A 25,627-nucleotide genomic window follows, 5' to 3' on the forward strand; every position below is an offset into this window, starting at 1 on the left:
ACGGCGAGTGCTACGGCTTCGACAGGAACGCGGTGTCGTCGTAGTACGGACCACCTACCGCAAAAATACGTTTCCGACGTTCGCTCTCAGTATCAACCCAGCAGCGCGTGAAGTTGACTGAAATCAACACAATACTGTTTGCCGTTGTAGGTGAAACAGAAGTCACGCGAACCGGGGGCGGCCGCGTTCTTCGTCCCCTTCTTCATCGCCGGATCGCTCGGTTTTTTCGCCTTCTTGGCCTTTTTAGCTTTCTTGGCCTTCTTTTTCGACTGCTTTGCCTTCTTGCTCTTTTTGGCCTTCTTTGCGTTCTTCTTCTTCGACTTGCCGCCGGTCTTCGAACTTCCGCCGGACGACGTCACGCCGGTTGCGGCCTGCTTCGCGGTCGTGGGTGCGGCCTTCGGCGCTTCGTGCGACGGGTTGCTGCCGACGTTCGTCGTCTCGACGTTGCCGATGAGGCTGCCTTTGATCTGCGAATCTGTGACCTCGAACGTCGTGTGCGCCGCGACGAGCGCGGAGGCCCCGCCGTTGGTGTCCGCGTCGGTGCAGTCGATGTCGCAGTTCTCGAACGTGACGACGTCGCTCGTCGTCCCGTAGCCGTCGTAGACGCCGCGGGAGTTCACGACGCCGCCGTTGATCGGGTGGAGCGGAACGTCGTTCGTGTTGTAGATGACGGTATTCTTCACCGTCGTGCCGTCCGTCGCCACGCGAAGGTGGCTGATGTTGTTGTTCTTCAGGAGACAGCCATCGAACGCCAGCGTCCCGCCGCCGCCGCTGGATTTGGCCGCGCCGCCCGCGTAAATCGCGTTGCCCGTCCAGCCGTTCATCGTGACGCCGGTGAGGTCGATGTGACCCGCGAAGGACGCCGGAATTCCGATCGCGCCCTTGCGAATCATGTCACCGGAGACGCCGTCGCCCATGTAGACGTGCTCGATGGTCCCGGTTCCCGACGCCGTGATGAGGTTCGGGTAGCCACCGAGGTTCTTCCCCGGCGGGTGGGGACCGCTCACGTCGGACGCGCCGCTGAAACCGACGTTGCGGATCGTCCAGTCGGATCCGCTCGCGATGATGCGAACGTCAGCGCCCGACGCGCTGATGTCGATGAGTTTGTTTTCGAACGTCTCGCCGCTCCCGACGGTGAACTGCTTCGCCGTGTTCGCGGGAATCGTGATCGTCTCGTACTCCTTCGCCGCGCCGAGACCGGTCGCAGCGCCAGCACCGGCGGCCGCAACCGCGGCCGTTCCGGTCAGTTTCAGATACGAACGGCGGTCGAACGAACTGCCGTCCGCTCCGCTATCGTTTTTTGTCGTACTGCAATCGCGTGCCATGCGGTCTTCAATGCAAAGAGATCGATTAATATTCTTTCGGTGTCGTTCCACACATATCAACTAATCTGAAAGTAACAACGAAATCGATGACTCGCTGGAATTATCATGATCGTTGTTCACATGGCTCTTTCGGTGTGGGTTCGGGTGAGGCGGATGAGAGCGATTACTCCGCCGTACGGCGTCCATAACAAAGCCACTCGGCCGATTTGATTGTCCCACCGTGAATTCGAGAACGCAACGAGGCCGCGAGCACCACGCTTATCCACGGAACTACCGGAATGGCGACGAGTGAAAACCACCTCTCGAAACTGCTGTCGAGTTCGGTCCTCATCGTCGTCGGCGTCATCGTCGCGTCCATCGGTCGACTGATCGAGCGCGTCATCGTCGCCCACTGGTTCTCGCCGCAACTCTACGGCGAGATGACCATCGCACTCGCCATCATGACCATCGGGGCGACCGTCTCGCTCGTCGGGTTGAACGACGGGATTCCGCGATTCGTCTCCCGCTACGACGACGACCGGGACGTGCGCGGCGTCTGGCTGTTCGGACTGGGCTTCTCGCTCGTCGTCAGCGTCCTCGTCTCGCTCGTCCTGTACCTGAACATCGACCACATCACGGTCGCGCTGTTCGAGACGAGCGCCGCGACCGACCTGCTCCGCCTGTTCATTCTCACGATTCCGATCACGACGGGGCTAACCGTCGGCGTGAGCGCGCTCCGCGGCATGGAGAACACGCGCTACAAACTGTACACGAAGGACCTTCTCTACCCGTGTCTCCGAATCCTCCTGCTCGTCGCGCTCGTCGCGGGAGGGTTGAACCTCGCGTCCATCGGCTACGCCTACCTCGTCGCCACGCTCTGCACGGTGGTCGTGGTCTACTTCCTCTCGAACCGCCTCGTCCGACTCGTCGGCCCCGTGCGAACGCACACCCGCGAACTGCTGACCTACTCGGCCCCGCTCATCGTGACGATGGTGCTCTCGATCCTGCTCACGCGGATGGACACCATCATGCTCGCCCAGTTTCGCACCTCGAACGAAGTCGGGGTCTACAACGCCGCCTACCCGCTGGCGAACAGCCTCCTCATGGTCATCTCCTCGTTCGGGTATCTCTACCTGCCGCTCACGTCCAGACTCGACGCCGACGGCGAGCGCGACGAGGTGACGAGCATCTACCGCATCACGACGAAGTGGATTTACGTCCTCACCTTCCCCGCGTTTCTGGTGTTCACCGTCTTCCCGGACGATACCCTCTCGATCTTCTTCGGGTCGGGGTACACGGGCGGCGGTATCGCGCTCGCAATCCTCTCGGTCGGGTTTTTCACCAGCGCGGCGGCGGGACGGAACCGGACGACGCTCGCCGCGCTCGGTCACACGAAAGCGATTCTGGGGGTCGATATTCTGACGCTCGCGCTCAACTTCGTCGCCAACCTCCTCCTCATTCCGACGTACGGCATCGTCGGTGCCGCCGTCGCCTCCTCAGGGGCGTACGTCGTCCGAAACCTCGCGCTCAACCTCGTGCTCTGGTCGAAATGCGACATCACGCCGTTCGCCTCGTCCACGAACCGGACGTACGTCGTCCTTCCGCTCGTCCTCTTCCCGGTCGCCCTGGGCGCGTCCCGCTGGGTGACGTTGACGCTCGTGACGCTGCCCGTCTTTCTGGTCTGCACCGGCCTCCTCGGACTCGTCGCCGTCGTCCTCGCCGGGGGACTCCAACCGGAGGACGGCGCGCTCATCGAGTTCGTCGAGGGCGCACTCGGCATCGAGATGCCCACCATCGAGCGCTACGTTCCCTGACTCGAATCGTTGCCGTTGCCGACAGCCTTTTTATCCCCGTGACGTTACGGAGACCATGGTCGCACAGACGATTGATCGCGTTCCGCGAGAACAGTAGCCAACTCATTCTGATTACCGGAGGTATCGATGCTGACCAGTAGCCACGCCCTCGCCCGCACGGGACTCGACGCCGCCGCACTGAAACCCGCAGAGTGTGACGTGCGGCGAGCGCACGACTTGCCGTTCGAGACGATCACCATCGACTACGAAGGGCGCGAGCACCTCCCCGACGAGGCGGTGCTCCGCGAACTGGCGGCGGCAAAGAACGTCCTGATGACGGTTCCGATCCGGGCCGACGGGTTCGACCCCCTCGGCGACGATTCGCTGTTCGACCGACTCCCCGAAGGGGTCGGGACGGTGTTCGTCGCCGGACACGCCGCGTATCTCGACGACGAGGAGAAACGGCGTGCGGTCGCGCGCGCCTCGGCGCGGCGCTGGAGCGGTCGCCCGACGCGTGGGTCGGCACCGAAGGGATCGAACGAATCGCCACCGCCACGGGCGCGACGCAGTTCGAACTGCTGTCGCGCTCGACCGACCGGGACGTTCGAGCGCTTCGCTCGGCCGGATTCGAGGGAACGGTCGCGGTGTACGCCCCGACCGTCCTCACGGACGACGAGGACACGATCCTCGATTCGGTCGGGGCGTACGTCTCCCGACGACGACCCGTGGCACGGGCGCTCCCGGACGACGCACCGGCGGATGCCAGCGCCGACGGCCGCGCGCGGCGCGTCCTATCGGCGGCGAGCCGTGATTTCGCGCTCGTCGGAACCGAACGGGAAATCGGCGAACGGGTCGAGGAACTGAAGACGGCCGGGGTGGACCTCGTGGTCGGGTATCCCGCCCGCGGACTCGACTCGTTCCTCGGTCGATAACGGCCGAAATCGTCCCGTACGTCCGTTTTTTCTCCCATCGCCGCGACACCCAGTTTCAAATACCACGGCTGCAATACAAACCGTCATGAGCCGACTTGCAGAACACACGACGACCACCGCGGGCGACGCGCTCGCCGACGTGGACGTCGCATTACTCCCGACGGGAAGCGTCGAACAACACGGGCCAGCCCTCCCATTAGGAACCGATTTCATGGCGGCACAGGCGGTCGCGGGGGAACTCGCCGACCGCGACGACGTCGCCGTCCTCCCGACGATTCCGGTCGGGGTCAGCGAACACCACCGCCAGTTCGACGGGACCCTGTGGACCGACCCGACGACGTTCGAGAACTACGTCTCGGACATCGTCTCCAGCATCGCCAGCCACGGCGTGCGGAAGGTCGTCATCGTGAACGGGCACGGGGGCAACGACGGCGCGCTCCGCCGGGTCGCGCGCCGCGTCCGACGCGCGGAAGTCGCCTACGCCGTCCCGTGGAACTGGTGGAGCGGTATCGACGACGTGCTCGAAGACGAGTTCGGGATGGGAATCACGCACGCCGACGAAATCGAGACGAGCATGCTCCTCGAAGTCGCCGAGGAACTCGTCCGCGAGGCCGCGCTCGAAGCGGCCGAGGCGGGCGCGAACGACGTGTGGGGCGAGGACGTTCACGGAGCCAACATCGGGTTCGATACGGCCGACTTCTCCGAAAGCGGCGTCGTCGGGCACCCGACGCGCGGATCGCGCGAGGCGGGCGAACGATTGCTCACGAGTTCGAGCGACGAACTCGCCGCGTTGGTCCAATGGCTCGCCGAACGGGATATCGCGGATCTGTGGCCACAGGAGCACCGATGAAGGTCGGCATCGTCGGCGGCGGTGCGGTCGGCCTGACGGCGGCCCACGACCTCGCTGTGCGCGGTACCGACGTGACGCTGTTCGAGGCGGGCGAAATTCCGAACGAAGGGGAGAGCACCTCGCGGGCGGCGGGCGTGCTCTACGACGCCTTCGCCGCCCCGGAGGACGCCCGTATCGGAAGCCGCGCGATAGAGCGCTTCCGCGAGTTTTCCGGAACAGGGGGATTCGAGTTCGTGGAGACGCCGTACGTCTGGTTCGCCCGCACCGGCGACGAGAAGCGCGCCGCTGCGATCCGCGAGCAGGTGCCTCGAATGCGCGAACAGGGACGCGACGTCGCGTTCATCCACGCCTCGGAACTGAAAGAACGGTTTCCGGCGGTGAACGTCGAGGACGTCGGCATCGCCGCAATCGCCCGCAACACCGGATGCACCGACCCCGGAAGCTACGCCAGGATGATGGCGGCGGAAGCGGAGACGGAGGGCGCGGAGATTCGAACCGAGACGCCGATTCGGATTCGACTTGGGGACGAGGGGGCGGACGACCCTCGAATCGTTCCGCTGGCCGACGGCGACGCTTCCGGCGAATCGTTCGACGCCATCGTCGTCGCGGCCGGATCGCACACGAAACGCGTGTTCGCGGAGGCGGGAATCCCCGTCGCGCTCAAACCGTACCGCGTGCAGGCGCTCACCTGCGAGTTCGACGCCGACACGCCGATGCTGTACGACGCCACCGAGGGCTACTACCTACGGCCACACCCCGAGGGGCTTCTGGCCGGGGACGGGACGGAAGAGGTCGAGAGCGACCCCACCGATTGGAAACACGAAAGCGACGACGCGTTCGTCGCCGCGATGGAGGAACGGCTCTCCCATCGGCTCGATTTCGAATCGGACACGGAATCCGAACCGAAGACGGAATTCGAACCGGCGTCGGAACCGACCGTCGAACGCGCGTGGGCGGGGCTCTGCACCGCGACGCCAGACTACGACCCGTTGCTCGGCGAACTCCGACCGAACTGCTACGTCGCCGCTGGCTGGCAGGGCCACGGGTTCATGCGCTCCCCGGCGCTCGGTGAAGCCATCGCGAAGGACGTGCTCGGCGAGGGCGGCGTCCCGGAGTTCGACCCGACACGCTTCGCTGGCGACGAGGAGTTCGAAATCGTGGAAGGAATGGCCGTCGAGTAGGTTATTCGGACTTCGGTACGGTCACGCGGAGCGTTCCCGAGTCGGTCAGCGTCGCCGTCGCTTCGTTCGCATCGACCTTCGCGTCGGACGGGAGTTCGACCTCCCCGTCGAGCGACATCCCGCGACCGGGGAACACCATGTCGAACCCCTCGTGGAAGTCGCGGAAGCGGTCGATCCGAACGAGGACGGAGTCCTCGACGAATCGGACTTGCACGTCGCTTCCCGTCGCACCTGCCGCGTCGAACACGACGAGGTAGGCGTCCTCGCTTTCGAGCAGGTCGGCCGGGATGGGACGTGATTCCTGTACCTTGCTCGCGGCACGGCCGACCTTCGATGCGACGGCCGTCACGGTCGAGCGCCCGAGGTCGCGGAGCGTCATAGTTCGATGGCTTCGAGGCAATCGGTTTCGCCGCAGTACGGGCACTGGAAGTCGTCCACTCCCACGTCGTCCGGCATATCGTAGGTGTAGTGCATCTCGAACATGTCCATCTCGCAGTCGTCGTCCGTACACTTGACCTCAAGCGTCGCAGGCATACGCGTGGATACGTACCGAACGGAAATAAACGCGCGGACTTCGGCTAGGATTGGTGGTTCGGGGAGTACGAGTTGTGGTTGGTTTTGGTTGTGTGATTGGAGTTACTGAGAAGATCACCTCGAAAGCCCCCACCTGCTCGCTACGAGTTGTTTCTGACTTCATCGAGAGAGCACACTACTGAGAACACTACCTCGAAAGCCCCCGCCCGCTCGCGGCACCGGAAGACGTTCCGGCTCACATTCGTTCGCGGGCTGCGACTTCCGTGGTCACACTCACATTCGTTCGCGTGACCCGCTCAGTGACATCTCTCCGTCGGCACTTCGTGCCTTGGCAAGAGAAAAGCTCTTGCCTGCTCTCGTTCGCTCCTCTGTCGCTCACGAGAACTCCTCCGGGAGGGTTCACTGAGACGACCACAGTAAACGCGAGCGGGCGGCCCCTTTCATCCCTATCCCTACCGCTCCGCCTCCGCACCGTACCACGAGCCTCCCCAACCTCCTCGCTCCCTCCAGTCGCTCGTCCCTCGCGCGGGCGCACTGCCGTGCGCCTTCGCACGCCGGTTGGCTGGTCAATATCGCACCCGCCCCGTCCAACCGAGTGGCGCGCGCTGACGAGATGGCGAGGATAGCGAGGTTTCACAGAAACCTCGAAACGAGCGGCAACGCTGCCGAGCAACGCTCGGCAGGCAGCCAGACAGGGTCTGGCGACGCCCGCGAGCTAGCGCTCATCCGAGCCGTCTCGTCAGAATCGTGCGAGGGATGAGTGAGCGAGTGTAACGAGCGAAGGAATCGGCTGGGGAGGCGTTGGTGCGGCCGCGAACGGGCGGGGGCTTTCTGGGTTGTCTTCTCAGTAGCTGTGTTCGCACCGGAATTAGAGTCGTTTCGTAGCGGGCGGGAGCTTTCTGGGTATTCATCGCAGTTGCTGCTACGTTCTTACCAGAGTTGGAGCCGTCCCGTCGCTGCGTTCGACGTAGTCACCGTTTTATCCGCCCAGTCACAAAAGCGGGTAATGACTGACCCCGCGACTCTCGACGTGACGCTCGTGGACGGCTACGTCGACGAACCGGCTCACTTCGGCGTGCCGCCGTACATCTCGACGTACCCGCGCTACACCGCCGGGGCGCTGGTGGACGCGGGAGTGCCGGAAGAGCAGATTACGTACCACACCATCGACGAACTCCGAGAGGACAACTCGAAGTGGGCCGACGTGGCCGACGCCGACCTGTTCGTCTACATCGGCGGGATGACGGTGCCCGGCAAGTACGTCGGCGGGACGCCCGCCGAACCGGACGAGGTGCGGAAGATGGCGTGGACCGCCGACGGCACGAGTCTGATGGGCGGCCCCGTCAAGTTCGGCGTCGGCGACGAGAACGCGGGCGGAACCCAGACCGAGCGCGACGACCTCGACTTCGACTTCGTGGCGAAGGGCGACGTGGAAGCCGCCGCCGCGGACCTCGTGGAGAGCGGTCTGGAGGGTTTCAACAACCGGATGCGCGACAACGAGGAAATCGACCGCTGGGCGGAAGCGGGCGCGTTCGTCGTCGAACAGCACCCGAACCATCCGGACTACCTCATCTGCGAGATGGAGACCTCGCGGGGGTGTCCCTACAGATGCTCGTTCTGCACGGAACCGCTGTACGGCAACCCGGCGTTCCGCGAACCCGAGTCCGTGATCGCGGAGGTTGACGGCCTCTCGAACCGCGGCGTCCGGCACTTCCGACTGGGCCGACAGGCCGACATCCTCGCCTACGGCGGAAACGGCGAGAAGCCCAACCCGGACGCGCTTCGGGAGTTGTACGGCGGGATTCGGGCGGTCGCGCCGGACCTCGGCACGCTCCACCTCGACAACATGAATCCCATCACCATCGTGGAGTGGCCCGAACTGTCCCGCGAGGGCATTCGGGTCATCGCCGAGCACAACACGCCGGGCGACACCGCCGCGTTCGGACTGGAATCGGCCGACCCCGTGGTGCAGGAGCAGAACAACCTGAACGTCTCCGCCGAGGAGTGTTTCCGAGCGGTGAAAATCGTCAACGAGGAGGCGGGATGGCGGCCAGGCGAGAGTTCGGAAGCGGCCCCGACGCACGGCCCCGACGCGGCGAACCGCCTTCCGAAGCTCCTGCCGGGAATCAACCTGCTCCACGGGTTGAAAGGCGAGCGGAAGGAGACGTTCGACCACAACCGCGAGTTCCTCGGGCGGGTGTACGACGAGGGGCTGATGCTCCGCCGGGTGAACATCCGGCAGGTGATGGCGTTCTCGGGGACCGAGATGAACTCCGTGGGGACCCAAATCGCGGACGACCACAAGCGACTGTTCAAGCAGTACAAGAGCGAGGTCAGGGAGGAAATCGACAATCCGATGCTCCAGCGAGTCACCCCGCCGGGAACAGTCCTGCCCAACGTCCACCTCGAATACCATCAGGACGGTCGGACCTTCGGGCGACAACTCGGCACCTACCCGCTCCTCGTCGGGATTCCGGGGGAACGCGAACTCGGACGAACGATGGACGTCGCCGTCGTGGACCACGGCTATCGCTCCGTCACGGGCGTTCCGTATCCGCTCGACGTGAACAGCGCGTCGATGGACGAACTCACCGCGATTCCCGGCCTCGGCAAACAGCGCGCCGGAAACGTCATCGTCAACCGGCCGTACGAGACGCCGGACGACCTCGCCGAGACGGTGGACGTGGATTTGAGCAAGTTCGCCGGGAGACCGGTGTCCAGAAACGCGGACTGAAAAAGGATTTTTCAGCGACGACGATTTTTCGGCGAGTGAGCGGCGCGAGCGCCGCCCACGAGCGAGAGGCCGGTGACAGGACCGCCAGTAACTGTCATCGGCACAATCGCCAGAAGTGAAATTGTCACAACCGCCAGAAGCGGCTATCGACACACCTGTCAGCTATCAGAAGCCGATTTAACCGCCAGCAATCGCCATTCTCGGCCAGCCACTAGCCGCTAGTACACTCTCCGGAAAATCGAAGATTTTCCGGGCCAAGGAACCCCCGGAGGGGGTAACGCCGTGCTTTTGGTCCAGATTTTTATCGAGGATCGCAGAGCGACCCTCGCAATAAAAAGGTGGTTCGTTAGAACTCTTCCTCGATGATTTCGCCGACGGCGAAGTTCGATTTCACTTCCGTGATTTCGACCTTCACGCGTTCGCCGATCTCCGCGCCGGGAACGATGATGACGTACCCGCGTTCGACGCGGGCGATGCCATCTCCCTGTTTGCCGATGTCTTCGACTTCGACGTAGCGGATTTCACCGGCTTCGACGGGTGGCTGTGGTTCCGACGAGACGGAACTGCCCGTACTCGGTTGCGTCGAAGTCGCGGTCGTTTCTTGTTCTTCGTCCGATTCCTCTTCCGTTTCTCGCGAGATTAGCGCGACACGGTAGGTTTCTCCCGGTTCGACCGAACCCGTATCGATTTCGCGACGTGGTATCGAGACAACGTATTCGTCGCCGTTGAGAGTAACATCACCGCTGAACAGACACAGGAGTTTATCAGAGATTTCCAAGGCTCGTAGACCTCCACGTGAAACCAAGTAGTCAACCATTAAAGAATTATCGAACGCCACCGTTTGCTGCCGTTAGAAGCCGAAATCCACACGATTGGCGCGGGTTTGGGCCTACTTTCGTGAAAACGTCCGAACCAGTAGCTTGCATCATCCCCCTTCCGAAAAACCGGAAATCCTTCGATAGAAGCGCCAGGGACAGGTAATCGTCCGGTTCGTTGATTTCGGCAGCCGTGTCACCGGCCTCTCGCTCGTGGGCGGTGCTCGCGCCGTCCACTCGCCGTGAGAAGATCACTACGCCGTGAGAAGATCACTTGCCGTACGTCGTCCCGTCGGGGTTTTTCGCGCCTTCGGAGTCGTAGACGACGGTCTCTCCGGGGGCGGGGTCCGCGGGTTCGTAGTTGTCGCGCACACCGATTGCCTCTTCGAGTTCGCGGACGGCGCGTTTCTTGAGCGTCTCCGCAAGTTCCTCCGCGTGTTCCCTGTCGATGTCCCGGCCGAGGCCTTCGCACTCGTGGGCGCGGACCATGCCGGACTCGTCCACGGGGTCGCCCATCGGTTGGCTCGTCCCGCCGAGCGCCACGCTGAAGGGGTACGTTTGACAGATGAGCGGACGGTCAGGATGCACCGAACACGCGCCGATACCGTCCTCGTAGAATCGGCAGTCGCCGCAGTCATCGGTTTGGAGCGCCCATTCGAACGTCTCGCCGTCGCCGTCCGCCGTCAACCCGAACGGCATGGGGCGGGCCACATCCCGAAAGTCGTACTCCGTCGCCGCCTGTAGCTCGCGCACTTCGTCGGGGAAGACGGTGGCGGTGTGGGGGTCGTCCGCTTCGCTCGTACAGCAGGCACCACAGCGCGTACACTCGAATCCGATGTCCTCGATTGCATCGGCGAGGTCGGCCGTGTCGAGCGAGTTCGCTCGTTCCAATTCGGCTTCGAGAGTTTCCACGGGGAACGGTTCGTTTGTGGAATGAAAATCGTTGTGGGTGTCGGCAGACTCAGTTCGGCACCGCGCGTTCGCCGTCCCACGCCACCTTCCCCTCGACCGCCAGCTTTTCCAGATGGGCGGCCACGGTTCGCTCCGCGAACTCCCGGACAGCGGAGACGTCCTTGTCGTATGCCGCGTCCGTAACCTCGGGGAGCGTTCGGGCACCGCCGCGGACCGCATCGAGAACGCGCCCTTCACGGCGCAGTCGGTGGTCGATGAGTCGTCGAATCGTCGCTCGTGAGTCCTCGATGACTGGTCCGTGACCCGGATAGAGCGCCGTCGGATTCTTTGCGTACAGTCGCCGGAGCGACGTGAGGTAGGCGCGAAGGTCCCCTTCCCCGGCCGCGACGACGACGCTTCCCTCCGCGACGGCGAGGTCGCCCGAAACGACCCCCTCGTCGGTGGCGAACGCGACGTGGTCCGGGGCGTGGCCCGACGTTTCGATGACGGTCAGTGGGCCGACTTTCGTTCCTTCCCGAAACGTCCGGTCGGGGTCGGTTCCAGTCGCGTCAGCGAACCGTTCTTCGTGTCCGTACCGTGCCCATACCGTCGCGTCACAAACTTCGGCGTAGTGGGCGACCCCGCCGACGTGGTCGGGATGGGTGTGAGTGAGAACGATGTCGGTGATATTCGTCCCGTCCACGACCCGGTCGAGTTCCTCGGTTCGCCCTGCCGGGTCGATGAGGACGCCACCGACGACGTATGCGTTTGTCGCCCCATGTGGTGCCAGCGTCTCGGTCGGCACGGGAATCGGGTTCATGCGAGGGAAGTAGGACGCGGCCGGGAAAGGCTTCCCGTTCGTGGACGTCGCTCGTCAGGAAAAACGAGGGCCGAATATCGGCGAGAAAACCCAGGGAGGCGTCGTTTTAGTTGTTGAGGAGGTAGACCTGCTTTCGCGCGTCGCGGAAACTGTGGCGCGAGACGATGAGGTCCTGCTCTTCGAGACGGGTCAGGGCGTAGCGGACGGTTCGGTCCGGAAGCAGCGATTCCTCCGCGAGTTCGCCCTGCGTCAGCGGTTCTTCGGTTTCCAGTACCTTGGCGACGAGTTTGGCGCTGGGGGGTAGTTCACGGAGTCGTTCACGAAATTCACCTGCTGGTTCTGGTACAGTCGTGCTCATATATAGCATGCGACCGGGGGAAGGTGGTAAACGTTGGCTATAGGTGTGTACATACAATATCGACACCTTAAACGTCATTATATCACATTTAAATTCCATGATAAGTTGGGGAGAAACTACACCGTTCTTCACGACGTGAGATAGGTATGGAATCGATACCCGAGGAGTTTCGAGACCTGTTCGAGAGGAAAGCGTTCGCCAACTTCGCCACCGTCATGCCGGACGGAACGCCGCAGGTGACGCCCGTTTGGGTGGGATACGACGGCGATTACCTCCTCGTGAACACCGCGGAAGGCCGACAGAAGGAACGAAACGTCAGGCGGAATCCGAAGGTCGGACTCTCCATCCTCGATCCGGACGACCCGTACCGATTCGTTTCGGTTCGCGGCGAAGTCGAGGCGGTCACGGAGGACGGCGCGGTCGAACACGCCAACGAACTCACCAAACGGTACATGGGCCAAGACGAGTATCCGAACCTCGATCAGGAGGAGGGTGCCCGCGTCATTATCCGGATTCGCCCCGATCGAGTCGTGACCGGCGGATGATCTGCCCACCCACTCTACCTACTGCTGGCGGTCGGTCTTCGGCGGTCCGCCGTGACGGTTGTACTGGCCGAGGACACAGCCACAGTCCGGACAGTGGACGATGATCATGGTTTCGTATTCGTGGCGTACGAGGTCCGCGGCGGTGAAGTCGCCACCACAGTGATTACAGGTCGTCATCGGAAACCCCGAAGGAAGTACGCGCCCGACGTCCAAAATCGTTCCTCTACGGGTGCTGTCAGGTCGTCCGCCGCAGGAAAGGGATCCCGTGAGTGTGAACCCCGCCCCGCTATCCACATCCAGTACCGTTTTATCCCTCGGGTGAGGTTGTTCGGACGAAGAAAGTGTGAAGGGACAGGAGTGGTATCAGGCTACGGAGGTGGCCGAGGAATACGAAGAGAAGCGATTCTCCCGTGGCGGCCGACTCATCGACCGCCGCGAGAAGCAAGCAGTTCTCGACGCTATCGGCCCGGTCGAGGGGAAGCGCGTCCTCGAAATAGCCTGCGGTACCGGCCGGTTTACCGTCATGCTCGCCGAACGGGGCGCGGACATCGTCGGACTCGATATCTCGGCGGCGATGCTCCAACAGGGCCGTCACAAAGCGCGGAACACGGGGGTCGCCGATCATCTGGAGTTCATGCGCGGCGACGCCGCCCGGCTCCCGTTCCCGGACGACCACTTCGACACCGTGTTCGCCATGCGGTTTTTCCATCTCGCGAACACGCCAGCCTCGTTCCTGAGCGAGATGTGCCGTGTCTCGAAGGATCAGGTCTTTTTCGACACGTTCGCCGGACCGAGCACCCGAAGCCTCTACAACTGGCTGTTGCCGATGGGTTCGCGGTTGTACTCGCTGGACGACGTGCAGAAACTCCTCGGGGAAACCGGCCTCTCGTTGGTGGACTCCGAACACGATTGGATCCTCCCCTACGGTTTCTACCGGAAGATTCCCGACGCCATCGCGACGCGCATCCGGGACATGGACACCACGATAGGCGAAACGGCTGTCGGAGACCACCTCGCGTCCGTTTCCTACTGGAACACGAGCGTCGAGTAGTCCGAAACTGATCCGTTTTTCGGCGAGTGTTGACAACGACGTGCCGAATTGCTTTTACGTACTCGGTATCTGAAAAGCGGATATGGACTTGTCCGTGGTCGTTCCGACGCTCAACGGTCGTGAACCGCTGAGCGACGCCCTCGACGCGGTCGCCCGATACGTCCCCGACGCCGAGGTCGTCGTGGTAAACGGTCCCTCCACGGACGGAACCACGGGAATGGTGTGCGAGCGCGACGACGTGAGCGCGCTCGTCGAGATTTCCGACCGAAACCTGAACGTCGCGCGCAACGCGGGCCTCGCCGAAGCCACCGGCGAAGTTATCGCGTTCCTCGGCGAGGAGGTCGCCGTCGAGGAGTCGTGGTACGACGGCATCCGGAACGCCATCGCGGACGGCGCGGACGTGGTCACGGGTCCCGTCCATCGGATGGTTCGGGCGGGGATGACGACCGAGACGATCGAAACGCGAACGATAGCGGGCCGGGACGTGACCTACTTTTCGGGCGTAAACGTCGCGTTTACCCGTGACGGCATCGAGGCCGTGGACGGCTTCGACGAGGCGCTCGAAACCGGCGGCGCGCGCGATTGTGCCCACCGCCTCGCGGGATTGGAACGCTCCATCACGTGGGCTCCGGAAGTGGCCGTGCGCCGCGAGGACTCCGACGAGAAGGGTGTCGAACGCGATTGGGCGACGAAATACCGCTCGCTCTCCTACCGGATGGTCAAAAACTACGGGCCGCGACTGACCGTGTTCAGACGGACCATCCACGACGCCGTCCGCGACGCACGGACGGCCGGAGGGAACGTCGCCTCCGGCGATACCCGTCCGTCCCTCTGGGCCAGTTGCGGCAAGGAAGTCGCCAAGGGAATCGCCAAAGGTTCCAAAGACGGCCTCGTCGCCCGCCTCCGGGACCGGGACGAGACGCGCAACCCGAACGGGTTGTCCGACCGCGCCGACCGCGCCGTCGAACGCTACGATTGGCGCGAGGTCGAACCCGAGATGGAATAGCAGTTCGACGACCAGACAGAACGAACGTCGGGACCGATTTTACCCGGAAATCGAACTTACCCCGTTAGCGAACGATCATTCGTCCGGCGCGAGCGCTCGACGACGCGACAGGGATTGTTGGTGAACACCTTTCGCATGGCATCTTCGGGCACGTCGAGGGTGAGTATCTCCATGACGGCGACGTTCGGATGGGCGTGGGGGGCACCGCTGCCGAAGAGGACGCGGTCGGGATGCTCCATGACGGCGCGTTCCATCTGCTCGCGGTAGCGGACGAAACTCGTGTCCAGATAACAGTCGTCGTGCGAGTCGAGCAGGTCGATGGCGTCCTCCATCAGATCACGGTTCAGCGGAAAGCCGCCGAAGTGCGAGAGAACCACGGGGAACGAGCGGTCGAGGAGGGTCGTCGCGGCGGTTTCCGGGGGGAATCCGTCGCCCGCGGTGACGAGGACGGGAAGGTCCACGTCTTCGAGTCGGTCGAGGACGTCGTCGTCCGGAAGGCCGTCGTGGGTCGGGTCGAGTTTGAACCCGTGGAACCGGTCGTCGTAGGCGTACTGCTCGACGTCTTCGGGGGAGGTGTGCCAGTCCTTTCGGTGCGTACGGAAGTTTCGGAAGCGCGCCGTGGCGCTCCCGTCGGGGTCGCGGGGACCGTTGATCCTGGCGAACGTAAAAAACGGGCGCTCGACGCTTCGCCGAGCGACGGCGTTGTTCGCTCGGAGATAGCTCGAACCCTCCTGGACGGGACCGGGGAAGACGATGGCGTTCACGACACCCGCCTGGTGGAACTCGCGCTCCAATTTGTCGGGCGAGATAGCACGCCCGCGCGCCGTAACCGACTCCTCGACCGGGAGACGGGCGTGAACGTCCACCACTCGAAACCGGTGCTCCAGTTCTAGCATCTGAAAATTCCTCGATGGCAATCGGGTTTGTATCTATCGGTCGATTCGTGTAACTGCGTCCCGTCCAGTAAACCGAGTAAAAAGATTTATATAGAACATCAATCATTCGTTATACGTATGTCAGAATCAGGATTCGGACAGCGACGCATGGGCGGACGACCGATGTTCATCCTCAGCGAGGGCACGGAACGGACACAAGGTCGGGACGCTCAATCCTCCAACATCACGGCCGGGAAAGCGGTCAGCGAGGCCGTACGCACCACGCTCGGCCCGCGCGGGATGGACAAAATGCTCGTCTCCGACGACGGCGACGTCGTCATCACGAACGACGGGGTCACGATTCTCGACTCGATGGACATCGAGCATCCCGCCGCACAGATGATCGTCGAAGTCTCCCAGACACAGGAGGACGAAGTCGGCGACGGGACGACCACGGCGGCAGTCCTCGCCGGGGAACTCCTCGCGAAGGCCGAGAACCTCCTCGAACAGGACGTCCACGCCACGACCATCGTGGAGGGCTACGCCCGCGCTCGTGACATCGCCATCGAGGCCGTCGAGGACCTCTCGCTCGACGTCGACATCGACGACGACCTCCTGAAGCAGGTCGCCGAATCCAGCATGACCGGCAAGGGCACCGGCGACATCACGACCGAGCGACTCGCGGACGTCGTCGTCAACGCGGTCCGCGGCGTCGAAACCGACGACGGACTCGACCGCGACGAAATCCGCGTGCTGACGCAGGTTGGCGGCAGTTCCAGCGGGACGGAACTCGTCGAGGGAATCGTCGCCGACGCCGAACCCGCACACAAGAACATGCCGCGCTCGGTCGAGGACGCGACCATCCTCGCCACCGACGGCACCTTCGGCGTTCGCGAAACGGAACTCGACGCCGAGTACTCCGTCGACAACGTCGAACAGCTCACCGCCGCGATGGACGCCGAGGACAACCAGCTCCGCGACCTCGCCGATTCCATCGCCGACGCCGGTGTCGACGTCGTCTTCTCGCACTCCTCCATCGACGACCGCACGGCCTCGTACCTCGCCGAGCACGGCATCCTCGCCTTCGAGGACGTCGACGACGACATGACGAGCGCCATCGCCCAGTCCACGGGCGGCAAGCGCACGGGTAAACCGGACGACATCGACGACGACGACCTCGGCCACGCCGACACCATCCGCGTCGAGAAGTACGGCGACGAGGACCTCGTCTTCGTCGAAGGTGCCGACGAGGCACAGTCCGTCACCGTCTTCGTCCGCGGCGGAACGGAACACGTCGTCGACGAAGTCGAGCGCGCCATCGAGGACGCCCTCGACGTCGTCGCCAACGCCGTCGAAACCGAGAGCGTCGTCCCCGGTGCCGGTGCGACCGAGATCAACATCGCGGGCCGCGTCCGCGACGACGCCGCGGGCATCGAAGGCCGCCAGCAACTCGCCGTCGAAGCGTTCGCCGACGCCATCGAAATGCTCCCGCGAACCCTCGCGGAGAACACCGGCATGGACCCCATCGACGCCCTCGTCGACCTCCGTGCGGCGAACGACGCCGAGGAAGGCCGCGCAGGCATCATCTCTTCCGGCGAGACCGGCGAAATCGCCGACCCCGTCGAGAAGGGCGTCATCGACCCCGCCGCCGTCAAGAGCGAAGCCATCGAGAGCGCCACCGAATCCGCGACGATGATCGTCCGCATCGACGACGTCATCGCCGCCGAGTAAGCGACCGCCTGATCGCGATCTTTTTTGTCGCCACGAACGGACGAGAGTGCCCACAGCCGCGCTTCGAACGGTTGTGGAACCGTTTTGACCGTTCGAAGTAGCAAGCCCTAACCCGACTGGGTGTCAATCTTCGTCGATGAGCGAGCGTACCCTTTCGAGCCGTCGAATCTTTCTCGCCACTGCCGTAACGATCGTTCTCGTCTCGGGCGGTATCGGACTCACGGTCGGTGCGACCGGTCAAAACAGACACAAAATACTGCGGTTGTTCGGCGTCTCGCTGTTCGAGATGAGTCCCACCTCGATGGCCCTGTTCGGCATGGCGCTCACGACGGTGGTTCTCGTCGTCCTGTTCGCGCTGGTTTCGTACGTCTCGCAGTACGACACCGACCGCGTAACGTGAGAGGAAAAAGATTATTCCAGTCCGCCGACTTGCACCCGATATGGCAACCGAAACACGTTCGCGCTCGTCCTCCGACGGGACGACCGGCGAACTGCTGGCCGTTGCGGCAACGATTCTGCTGGCGAGCGCCCCAGCCCTCTTCGCGCTCTACGTCATCTTCGACACGTTCTCGCCGACGGGTCAGACGGCGTCGCTCCTCGACTACGCCACGACGACGATGAGCGGTGCTATCATCTTCGCCGTCCTCTGGTTCGGACTCGTCCTCTTCGCCTACTGGCCGTCGCTGGCCGAAGCGTGGAACGACCGATAACAACGTAGTCGGTAACTGCGAATAATGTAGTCGGTAGCCGCGGTCGGCGGTCAGCACAAAAGTCGTCCTTTTTCGCCCGTTCAGGGTGCTATCGTCCCTTCCTCGGCGTCGAGCAGTTCGTGGTAGCGGTTTCGGATGGTGACTTCGCTGATGTTCGCGACGTCGCTGACCTCGCTCTGTGTCACCTTCTCGTTGGTCAGGAGCGCGGCGGCGTACACGGCGGCGGCCGCGAGTCCGACGGGTGATTTCCCGCTGTGGAGACCCTTCTTCGTCGCCGTGTCGAGCAACGAGCGGGCACGTCGTTCGGTCTCGTCCGAGAGATCGAGTTCGGACGCGAACCGTGGGACGTAGCTCTTCGGGTCGGCGGGTTCGATTTCGAGGCCGAGTTCGCGGGCGATGTAGCGATACGTTCGGGCGATTTCGTCCTTCTCGACGCGTGAGACGGCCGTCAACTCGTCCAAACTGCGCGGGGTGCGCGCCTGCCGGGCGGCGGCGTACAACGCGCCGGTTGCGACGCCTTCGATGGAACGCCCCGGCAGGAGGTCCTCGTCCAGCGCACGGCGGTAGATGACGCTCGCGGTCTCACGAACGGTGTCGGGGAGGCCGAGCGAACTCGCCATGCGGTCGATTTCGCCGAGCGCCTGTTTCAGGTTGCGCTCCTTGCTGTCGCGGGTGCGGAAGCGCTCGTTCCACTTGCGGAGTCGCTGCATCTTCTCGCGCTGGCGGGAGCCCAGCGAGTTGCCGTAGGCGTCCCGGTCCCGCCAGTCGATGTTGGTCGAGAGCCCCTTGTCGTGCATCATGTTCGTCGTCGGTGCACGACGCGGGATTTCTGCTCGCGTTCGCTCGCGTCGAAGGCGCGCCACTCCGGCCCGCGGTCCACGGCGTCTTCCTCGACGACGAGACCGCAGTCGTCACACACCCGCTCACCGCGCTCTTCGTCGGTGACGAGCGGGCCACCACACTCGGGACATCGTTGTTGCTCGTCGGCTCGCGTTTTGGTTTGCTCACCGGTGGTTTCGGTTTCGTCAGTCGGTCGGGTACGTGTATCAGTCATGGCGTACTATCAGGAGAGAGAGGGTCGATGGTGCACTACGAGAGTGAGAGAATCGATAGACATATCTTATAGGACCTCCACCGTCTTAACTCCAGTGGCAAAAACGCCCATTTTCCCGGGGCGTAAACTGGTGTTTTATCGGATATGGCACGGGAAGAATGCAGTATTCGATTTTCTCGCACGACTCCGCTGATGGCCTTCTTTATCAGCCATTCGGCAGTGAGTATCGAAACCCTTACCGCTCGTCCGAGGGTTCATGAACACATGAGCGACACGCCTCCCGGACCGGACGAGGTTCGGTACGTCGCACGGTTGGCCCGCGTCGGGGTTTCCGACGAGGAAGCCGAGCGATTTGCCGAACAGTTCGCGGATATTCTGGGTTACTTCGAAACGCTGGACGAGGTACCCGAGGTCGAACGCGAGGACGACCTCGTCAACGTCATGCGCGAGGACGAGGTTCGAACCAGCCTCGACCAGGCCGATGCGCTGGAAAACGCACCGGAGACCGAAGACGGCTACTTCAAAGGACCCAACGTCTCATGAGCGACATATTCATCACCGAGGAAACTATCGACGGTGCGGACGACGGCCCGCTCGCCGGAAAAACCGTCGCCGTCAAGGACAACATAAGTACGAAAGGAATCCGGACGACCTGCGGGTCGGCCATGTTGGAGGAGTACGTCCCGCCCTACGACGCAACCGTCGTCACGCGGTTGAAGGACGCCGGGGCGACCATCGTCGGCAAGGCCAACATGGACGAGTTCGGGATGGGAACCACGACCGAAACGTCGGCCTTCGGCCCGACGGAAAACCCGGTCGCGGAGGGTCACGTCGCAGGTGGCTCCTCCGGTGGCAGTGCGGCCGCCGTCGCGGCCGGTGAGGCCGACCTCTCGCTCGGGACGGACACGGGTGGCTCCATCCGTTGCCCCGCCGCGTTCTGTGGCGTGGTCGGCATCAAGCCGACCTACGGACTCGTCTCGCGGTACGGACTCGTCGCCTACGCGAATAGCTTGGAGCAGGTCGGTCCAATCGCACCGACGGTCGAGGAGGCCGCTTCCCTGCTCGACGTCATCGCCGGACCGGACGACCACGATGCGACGACCCGCGAGGAAGGCGCGGACGCCGACTACGCGAGCGCCGCGGACGGCGACGTGGACGGCCTCGACATCGGCGTCCCGACCGAACTCGTGGAGGGTGCGGACGAGGGCGTCGTTTCCCGCTTCTGGGACGCCATGGACGAACTCGAATCGCAGGGAGCGACGGTCCACGAAGTGTCCCTCCCATCGATCGAACACGCCGTCGAAGCCTACTACGTCATCGCCATGTCCGAAGCCTCCTCGAACCTCGCCCGGTACGACGGGGTTCGGTACGGCGAGTCCGGCGGCTACGACGGCAACTGGAACGAAACCTTCGCCGAGACGCGCGAGGAGTCGTTCGGCGACGAGGTGAAACGACGCATCCTGCTCGGCACCTACGCCCTCTCGGCCGGGTATCACGACAAGTACTACAAGAAGGCACAGGACGCCCGCTCGTGGCTCAAGGGCGATTTCGACGACGCCTTCGAGGACGTGGACGTGCTCGCCAGTCCGACGATGCCGACGCCGCCGTTCGAACTCGGCGAGAGTCTGGACGACCCGCTCCAGATGTACCTCGCGGACGCGAACACCGTCCCCGTCAACCTCGCCAATCTCCCCGCGATTTCCGTCCCGGCGGGAGAAACCGACGGTCTCCCCGTCGGCGTGCAGTTCATCGGGCCGAAATTCGGCGAACAGCGCGTGATCCGGGCCGGAAGCGCGTTGGAGTAACGAATCGGTTCGGGTTTTTTCGGGGGACAGTCACGCCGGTTCGGAAGACGATAATCGAGGAGAGAAATCGTTTATAAACCCGTTGACACGTGTCCAGTTTCACCGGGCCGCCAACTGTGCCGCTATCGAACTACACCATTCGACGGTAGAATAAAACGGATGATAAACTAGTAACCATATTATAGTATAAACAACCTATTATTCGATGCGATTCCGATGATAGTCAAAGCAGAAGACGCGGAGACGAACGAATTTCAGGGCGTGCAGTTCGACGTGCTCGCGGTCGGCGACGAGTCGATGGTGACGAAGATGCACTTCGAAGAGGGCAACGACGTTCCGCCGCACACCCACGAAAGCGAACAGAGCGGGTACGTGATGTCGGGTACGTATCGGATCCACATCGGAGGCGACGAGGAAACGATAGAGAGCGGGGACAGTTATTCGATACCGGGTGGCGTCGAACACAGCTACGAGATAATCGATTCCGGGGAAATCATCGACGTCTTCTCGCCACCGCGAGAGGATTTTCTGTGAGGATGTAGCGACGATGGCAAGATGGAACGGACGACGTGAAATCTCCGCCAACGCTTATTTCTTTCCGGCAGTTCGATTGTCCGTATGGTAGGTACCGTCGTCGAAGTCGAGATTCCAGCCGACGAATTCGCGCTCTGGGAAACGTTGACGGAGCACGAAACCCTCGAATTCGAGATCGAGCGCGTTGTTGCACACGAGAGCGACAGAGTGATGCCGTTCGTCTGGGCGAGCGGCGGGGAAGGAGACATGGAATCGATCTTGGAGGAGGACACGAGCGTCCAAAACCTGCAGTTGCTCGCGGACTTGGACGAAGAACAGTTGTACCAGATGGAGTGGACCGACCGCATCCAAACGCTCATTCACATCCTCGTGGACGAGGAAGCAACCGTCCTCTCCGCGTCCGGGAACAGTAGCCACTGGCATCTCCGTATTCTCTTCCCGGACCGGAACGCGTTGTCGGACACCTACGACTACTGCCGTGAAAACGACCTCACGCTCGACATTCGGAACATCTACGAGTTAGAACAGGGTCGAAAGGGGCGGTTCGGCCTCACCGACGAACAACAGGACACGCTCACGCTCGCGTTCGAGCGTGGCTACTACGACATTCCCCGGGAGGCGTCGGCCGAAAAGCTCGCCGACGACCTCGAAGTGTCACACCAAGCCATCTCCGAGCGACTGCGGCGCGGTCACCGCAGCCTCGTGAAAAACACGCTCATAATCGGACGAAACGCCGACGAACCGCAGTAAAATCGATTAGTCCTCGTACGCGAGGTTCATGATCCACTGCGAGAAGGCGTCGCTCTCGGGATCTATTTCCTCCTCCCCGATGAACGGCGAGAGCATGTCGCCCGCCATCAACAGCGAGAAATCGAGGTCCTTCGCGGCGGGCGTGATGAAGTAGGTGTTGTGCCCCTCGTAGACGGTCTCCTGTCGCTGGACGAACCCCTGTCGCTCCAACGACTCCACGATTCGACTACCCTTGCGCGACGAGACATCGAGGTTTTTCCAGAAGTCGCTCTGATGGATACCGCCGCTCTCGCGGACGAGTTCGAGGCCGTTGTACTCGTCCTCAGTGAGGTCTTCCTCGGACGTTGCCGTGCTCATGTTCAATACAGGGACGGGCGGGCGTTTAAATGTGACTTTCCACGTTATCGTACGGGGTTTCACAAGGAGGGCCGTCGGCGAACTCGTAGCTCCCGGTGCCGTCCTCGAACACGGTGACGATGGACGACGAGCGGGTTCCGTATCCGTCGCCGTGGACGCAGACGCCGATGTCGTGATTTCGGAGGGTATCCCTGGCCGATGCTCGCCATTCGGAAAGCGACGGCGGGTCGTCCGCGGTCACGTCGACGTGCGGCAGAATCCGTTCGGATTTCGGGGCGTTCGCGTCGAATCCTCGGTTGACGACGACGTGGACGCCGGGGTCGAGGCGCGTCGTTTCGAGCGTGCCGTCCCACTCCAGGAGGGTCGCCTCGTTCGCGTCCGCGAGCAGGAGGTTGAATCCGGCGTATCGATGTTCGTCGAGTTCGCCGGTCACGAACTCGCGCGCGGACGCGGCCGACTCGTGGGCCAGCGCGTCGCGTACCAGCAAGCCGCGGGAGCGCTCGCCCTCCAGTTCGACCCAGCGGTTCGTCACGCCGACGAACAACCCCGAATCGTTGTACCCGATCCACGTGCCGCCCGCCTCCTCGTCCTGCGGGGCGACGACCGTCGGATCCCGGTCGAGCACCCTCGGCGGGCGTGAAGGCCGACCGAACGCTTCGTCACGGTTCGCGGCCGCGACGACGGGTGCGTCCTCGAAAACCTGCCACGCGACGATGAGTGTACACACGTGGAGGGGTTGGTCTCGATTCGATAAAAGGTTTCGTCGGCCCCGCCGCTTATGCGAATCCTCGTCGTGACTACTCCGGGGAGTTTCGAACATGACACACAGACGCAATGTACTGAAGACCGGCGCGACGCTGGGGGTCGGGATGGGAGCGCTCGGAACCAGCGTCGGGTCCGCGCAGACGACCACACGGATGACCGGCAGTCCGTCGTTCAGCACGGGCGAGATGACGGGCAAAAATCAACCGAAGAACGTCGAAACGAACGCCAACGGAGTGGCGATGTTCATGCAAGCCGGGGAGAACGTCCGGTACGTCCTGCTCGTCTCCAAACTGGAGGACGTCACGGAGGCGCACATCCACATGGGGAAGAGAGGGCAGAGCGGGTCCGTCGTCGTCTGGCTATATCCGAGTCCGAAATCGACCGAGGGACGACAGTTCTCCGGCGAGTTCAACGGCGTGCTCGCGTCCGGAACGTTCGATTCGAGCGACCTCGTCGGGCCACTGAAGAACGAACCGCTAACACAGCTAGCGAGCGTCATCGAGACCGGGGAGGCGTACGTCAACGTTCACACGAAACAGAATCCCGAAGGGGAGATTCGGGGGCAGATTTCGCCGGTCTCGAACGCCGAGGCGAAATTCAAGGAGGCGCTCGACGTGAGCACGGGCAACGGTTTGGGAATCCAGCGCTCCGTGAGTCTGCAGATACAACAGTCGTAAAGTCGCCGATCACCGGAACCGTTCGCGAACCGCCTCGCGGTCGATGGTTCCGGAGGTCGTCCGGGGGAGTTCCACGGCGGTGGCGAGAAGACGCGGGTGTTTGTACCCGGCGAGGCGGCCGTCACAGAACTCGCGCACCGAGTCCAGCGTCACGGACGTCTCGGCGACGGGAACGACTAGGGTCGCGATTCGTTCGCCCCACTCGTCGTCCTCGACGCCGACGACCGCGACTTCCGACACGTCGGGATGGTCGCGGAGCACGTCCACGACTTCGCCGGGATGGACGTTCTCGCCGCCGGTGACGATACGGTCGGCGCGGCGGTTCAACACCCAGAGCCGACGCCTTCGTCGCGGTAGCCCACGTCGCCCGTCCGGAGCCGTGCTCGCCGAACGCCTCGTCAGTCGCGTCGGGATTGCCGTAGTAGCCAGCCATCACGGTCGGTCCGGAGACGACGAGTTCGCCGGGTTCCCCGGTCGGTGCGAGCGTCCCGTCGTCGCGGACGACGGAGACGTCCGTGAACATCAGCGGCCGACCGACCGTTCCGAGGTGTGAAACCGCTTCGTCGGGGGTCGCGGTGGCGATCTGCGAGGCGGTTTCGGTCATGCCGTAGGTCGGGCAGACCGGGACGTCGCGCTCCGCACACGCCGCGATGAGGTCGTCGCGAGCGGGTGCACCGCCGAGGAGGACGAACCGAAGCGAGTCCGAGAGATTCCCCTCGTCCAGCAACCGCCGGAGCATCGTCGGAACGAGCGAAACCCCGGTCGCCCTGTACGTCCGGAGGAACGAACGGGTGTCCTCGGCGTCGAAGCCTTCCTGCACGACGACCGTCGTTCCGTACAGCGCGGAGCGCAGGAGCGGTGCGAGGCCGCCCATGTGGTACGTCGAGAGACAGAGGTGCCAGCGGTCGCCCGGGAGGACGCCGAGGCGGAACGCCGAGGCGGTCGCGCTGGCGAACAGGTTACCCATCGTGAGCGTGACGGCCTTCGGGTTACCGGTCGTCCCGGACGTGAACAGGAGGACCTGCGGGTCCGCACGCGACCACTCCGCGCGTTCGAACTCCGCTTCCTCACACGCCGAAAGCGTGGTGTCCGTCGATGCATCGACGGACACCACGGGGACGTTTCGAGTGCTTTCACCATCCGTCCCCTCCCCAGCGATTTCGTGAGCCACCGTTTCAGTGTCGGCCTCGCAGACGAGAACTGATAGATCCGTCACCGCGACCTGTCGACGGAGCTCGGGGGTGGCCAGACGGACGTTCAGTCCGACGAGCACACAGCCCAACCGCATCGCGGCGTGGACGAGCAGCACACCCTCCATCCGGGTCTCCATCAGCATGCCGAGGTGATCCCCTTTCCCGAGTCCCAATCCGGCCAGCTTTTCGGCAGTCTCCTCGACGGCCGAATCGAGTTCCGCGTACGTCCACTCGGTGCCGTCCGCCGCTTCGACGATGGCGGTTCGGTCGGGCGACACGTCCGCCCGATGCGAGAGCCAATCGTTCAGTGGCGGTTCGTTCAGCGACGGTTTGTTCATCGGTCGCTCGTTCGTCCCTCGGTC

Annotated in this window: 25 protein-coding genes and 4 pseudogenes; 16 read left to right on the top strand and 13 right to left on the bottom strand. The window is 63.3% G+C overall.

The features are described from left to right. Positions 1-92: 92 nt before the first annotated feature. Positions 93-1,325, bottom strand: a complete 1,233-nt coding sequence (locus A4G99_RS11430; RefSeq protein WP_223301839.1) for a hypothetical protein — start codon at positions 1,323-1,325, stop codon at positions 93-95. A 278-nt stretch (positions 1,326-1,603) separates the two neighbouring features. Here A4G99_RS11430 and A4G99_RS11435 point away from each other — a divergent pair, with 278 nt between their 5' ends. The 4 genes and pseudogenes from A4G99_RS11435 (at position 1,604) to A4G99_RS11450 (ending at position 6,060) form a co-directional block, all read left to right on the top strand. Continuing rightward, positions 1,604-3,118, top strand: a complete 1,515-nt coding sequence (locus tag A4G99_RS11435) for a flippase (protein ID WP_066143518.1) — start codon at positions 1,604-1,606, stop codon at positions 3,116-3,118. Between the two features lie 126 nt (positions 3,119-3,244). After that, positions 3,245-4,029, top strand: a pseudogene (locus A4G99_RS11440) (luciferase). An 85-nt stretch (positions 4,030-4,114) separates the two neighbouring features. Further along, positions 4,115-4,879 carry a creatininase family protein gene (locus A4G99_RS11445; protein WP_066143521.1) on the top strand — a complete coding sequence of 255 codons (765 nt, stop codon included), beginning with the start codon at positions 4,115-4,117 and terminating at the stop codon, positions 4,877-4,879. After that, the gene (locus A4G99_RS11450; RefSeq protein ID WP_066143524.1) at positions 4,876-6,060 is read left to right on the top strand and encodes an FAD-binding oxidoreductase; all 1,185 of its coding nucleotides are present in this window, start codon (positions 4,876-4,878) and stop codon (positions 6,058-6,060) included. Before A4G99_RS11445 ends, A4G99_RS11450 begins: the two co-directional genes overlap by 4 nt. A 4-nt stretch (positions 6,061-6,064) precedes the next feature. On the opposite strand, the pseudogene A4G99_RS11455 reads toward A4G99_RS11450, so the two are convergent. Both A4G99_RS11455 and A4G99_RS25930 read right to left on the bottom strand, forming a co-directional pair. Continuing rightward, positions 6,065-6,439, bottom strand: a pseudogene (locus A4G99_RS11455) (Hsp20/alpha crystallin family protein); the annotation flags it as partial. After that, the gene (locus tag A4G99_RS25930) at positions 6,436-6,594 is read right to left on the bottom strand and encodes a hypothetical protein (RefSeq protein ID WP_190303745.1); all 159 of its coding nucleotides are present in this window, start codon (positions 6,592-6,594) and stop codon (positions 6,436-6,438) included. The pseudogene A4G99_RS11455 and the gene A4G99_RS25930, both read right to left, overlap by 4 nt. A gap of 1,006 nt (positions 6,595-7,600) precedes the next feature. Between A4G99_RS25930 and A4G99_RS11460 the strand changes: the two genes are divergently transcribed. Next, positions 7,601-9,328: a radical SAM protein gene (locus A4G99_RS11460; RefSeq protein WP_066143530.1), complete on the top strand. Its 1,728-nt coding sequence runs from the start codon at positions 7,601-7,603 to the stop codon at positions 9,326-9,328. Positions 9,329-9,674: 346 nt separating this feature from the next. Here A4G99_RS11460 and A4G99_RS11465 read toward each other — a convergent pair whose 3' ends face one another. The 4 genes from A4G99_RS11465 to A4G99_RS11480 all read right to left on the bottom strand — a co-directional run bounded on the left by A4G99_RS11465 (position 9,675) and on the right by A4G99_RS11480 (position 12,212). After that, positions 9,675-10,106 (bottom strand): TRAM domain-containing protein, encoded by a 432-nt coding sequence (locus A4G99_RS11465; protein ID WP_066143533.1) that lies wholly within the window; start codon positions 10,104-10,106, stop codon positions 9,675-9,677. A gap of 307 nt (positions 10,107-10,413) precedes the next feature. Then, the gene (locus A4G99_RS11470) at positions 10,414-11,055 is read right to left on the bottom strand and encodes a YkgJ family cysteine cluster protein (RefSeq protein WP_066143536.1); all 642 of its coding nucleotides are present in this window, start codon (positions 11,053-11,055) and stop codon (positions 10,414-10,416) included. Positions 11,056-11,104: 49 nt separating this feature from the next. Next, the gene (locus A4G99_RS11475) at positions 11,105-11,854 is read right to left on the bottom strand and encodes an MBL fold metallo-hydrolase (RefSeq protein ID WP_066143539.1); all 750 of its coding nucleotides are present in this window, start codon (positions 11,852-11,854) and stop codon (positions 11,105-11,107) included. A 106-nt stretch (positions 11,855-11,960) separates the two neighbouring features. Continuing rightward, complete coding sequence (locus tag A4G99_RS11480; protein WP_066143541.1) at positions 11,961-12,212, bottom strand: helix-turn-helix domain-containing protein; 252 nt, start codon at positions 12,210-12,212, stop codon at positions 11,961-11,963. A 146-nt stretch (positions 12,213-12,358) separates the two neighbouring features. Between A4G99_RS11480 and A4G99_RS11485 the strand changes: the two genes are divergently transcribed. Continuing rightward, positions 12,359-12,757, top strand: coding sequence for a PPOX class F420-dependent oxidoreductase (locus A4G99_RS11485; RefSeq protein WP_066143545.1), 399 nt, complete (start codon positions 12,359-12,361; stop codon positions 12,755-12,757). An 18-nt stretch (positions 12,758-12,775) separates the two neighbouring features. Here A4G99_RS11485 and A4G99_RS25935 read toward each other — a convergent pair whose 3' ends face one another. Next, positions 12,776-12,934, bottom strand: a complete 159-nt coding sequence (locus A4G99_RS25935; RefSeq protein WP_190303746.1) for a hypothetical protein — start codon at positions 12,932-12,934, stop codon at positions 12,776-12,778. Positions 12,935-13,100: 166 nt separating this feature from the next. Between A4G99_RS25935 and A4G99_RS11495 the strand changes: the two genes are divergently transcribed. After that, positions 13,101-13,808 carry a class I SAM-dependent methyltransferase gene (locus tag A4G99_RS11495; protein ID WP_066143550.1) on the top strand — a complete coding sequence of 236 codons (708 nt, stop codon included), beginning with the start codon at positions 13,101-13,103 and terminating at the stop codon, positions 13,806-13,808. Positions 13,809-13,890: 82 nt separating this feature from the next. Then, entirely contained in the window at positions 13,891-14,814 is a 924-nt protein-coding gene (locus tag A4G99_RS11500; protein ID WP_066143551.1) for a glycosyltransferase family 2 protein, read from the top strand. A gap of 56 nt (positions 14,815-14,870) precedes the next feature. On the opposite strand, the gene A4G99_RS11505 is transcribed toward A4G99_RS11500, so the two are convergent. Next, positions 14,871-15,710, bottom strand: coding sequence for an amidohydrolase family protein (locus A4G99_RS11505; protein WP_066143554.1), 840 nt, complete (start codon positions 15,708-15,710; stop codon positions 14,871-14,873). A 147-nt stretch (positions 15,711-15,857) separates the two neighbouring features. On the opposite strand from A4G99_RS11505, the gene thsA reads away from it, so the two are divergent. The 3 genes from thsA (at position 15,858) to A4G99_RS11520 (ending at position 18,130) form a co-directional block, all read left to right on the top strand. Further along, a complete protein-coding gene (gene thsA, locus A4G99_RS11510) occupies positions 15,858-17,420 on the top strand; it encodes a thermosome subunit alpha (protein WP_066143560.1) in 1,563 nt (520 codons plus the stop codon). Positions 17,421-17,556: 136 nt separating this feature from the next. Then, positions 17,557-17,820 carry a hypothetical protein gene (locus tag A4G99_RS11515; RefSeq protein ID WP_066143562.1) on the top strand — a complete coding sequence of 88 codons (264 nt, stop codon included), beginning with the start codon at positions 17,557-17,559 and terminating at the stop codon, positions 17,818-17,820. Between the two features lie 40 nt (positions 17,821-17,860). Continuing rightward, positions 17,861-18,130 (top strand): hypothetical protein, encoded by a 270-nt coding sequence (locus tag A4G99_RS11520; RefSeq protein ID WP_066143565.1) that lies wholly within the window; start codon positions 17,861-17,863, stop codon positions 18,128-18,130. 80 nt (positions 18,131-18,210) lie between these two features. Here A4G99_RS11520 and A4G99_RS11525 read toward each other — a convergent pair. Beyond that, positions 18,211-19,184, bottom strand: a pseudogene (locus A4G99_RS11525) (transcription initiation factor IIB family protein). 264 nt (positions 19,185-19,448) lie between these two features. Between A4G99_RS11525 and gatC the strand changes: the two are divergent. The 4 genes from gatC (at position 19,449) to A4G99_RS11545 (ending at position 22,273) form a co-directional block, all read left to right on the top strand. Beyond that, on the top strand, positions 19,449-19,727 hold the full coding sequence (gatC, locus tag A4G99_RS11530) for an Asp-tRNA(Asn)/Glu-tRNA(Gln) amidotransferase subunit GatC (protein WP_066143567.1): 279 nt from the start codon (positions 19,449-19,451) through the stop codon (positions 19,725-19,727). Next, the gene (gatA, locus tag A4G99_RS11535; protein ID WP_066143569.1) at positions 19,724-20,989 is read left to right on the top strand and encodes an Asp-tRNA(Asn)/Glu-tRNA(Gln) amidotransferase subunit GatA; all 1,266 of its coding nucleotides are present in this window, start codon (positions 19,724-19,726) and stop codon (positions 20,987-20,989) included. The genes gatC and gatA overlap by 4 nt, the downstream gene beginning before the upstream one ends. Positions 20,990-21,205: 216 nt before the next feature. Next, positions 21,206-21,523, top strand: coding sequence for a cupin domain-containing protein (locus A4G99_RS11540; protein WP_066143571.1), 318 nt, complete (start codon positions 21,206-21,208; stop codon positions 21,521-21,523). 84 nt (positions 21,524-21,607) lie between these two features. After that, positions 21,608-22,273, top strand: coding sequence for a bacterio-opsin activator domain-containing protein (locus A4G99_RS11545; RefSeq protein WP_066143574.1), 666 nt, complete (start codon positions 21,608-21,610; stop codon positions 22,271-22,273). Between the two features lie 6 nt (positions 22,274-22,279). Here A4G99_RS11545 and A4G99_RS11550 read toward each other — a convergent pair whose 3' ends face one another. Next, on the bottom strand, positions 22,280-22,630 hold the full coding sequence (locus A4G99_RS11550) for a MarR family transcriptional regulator (protein WP_066143577.1): 351 nt from the start codon (positions 22,628-22,630) through the stop codon (positions 22,280-22,282). 25 nt (positions 22,631-22,655) lie between these two features. Continuing rightward, positions 22,656-23,357 (bottom strand): NRDE family protein, encoded by a 702-nt coding sequence (locus A4G99_RS11555; RefSeq protein WP_066143580.1) that lies wholly within the window; start codon positions 23,355-23,357, stop codon positions 22,656-22,658. Between the two features lie 91 nt (positions 23,358-23,448). Here A4G99_RS11555 and A4G99_RS11560 point away from each other — a divergent pair, with 91 nt between their 5' ends. Next, positions 23,449-24,072: a CHRD domain-containing protein gene (locus A4G99_RS11560; protein WP_066143583.1), complete on the top strand. Its 624-nt coding sequence runs from the start codon at positions 23,449-23,451 to the stop codon at positions 24,070-24,072. A gap of 9 nt (positions 24,073-24,081) precedes the next feature. On the opposite strand, the pseudogene A4G99_RS11565 reads toward A4G99_RS11560, so the two are convergent. Continuing rightward, a pseudogene (locus A4G99_RS11565) lies at positions 24,082-25,603 on the bottom strand (AMP-binding protein). Positions 25,604-25,627 lie beyond the last annotated feature (24 nt).

The organism is Haladaptatus sp. R4 (assembly GCF_001625445.1).
In the GTDB taxonomy this organism is placed as follows: domain Archaea; phylum Halobacteriota; class Halobacteria; order Halobacteriales; family Haladaptataceae; genus Haladaptatus.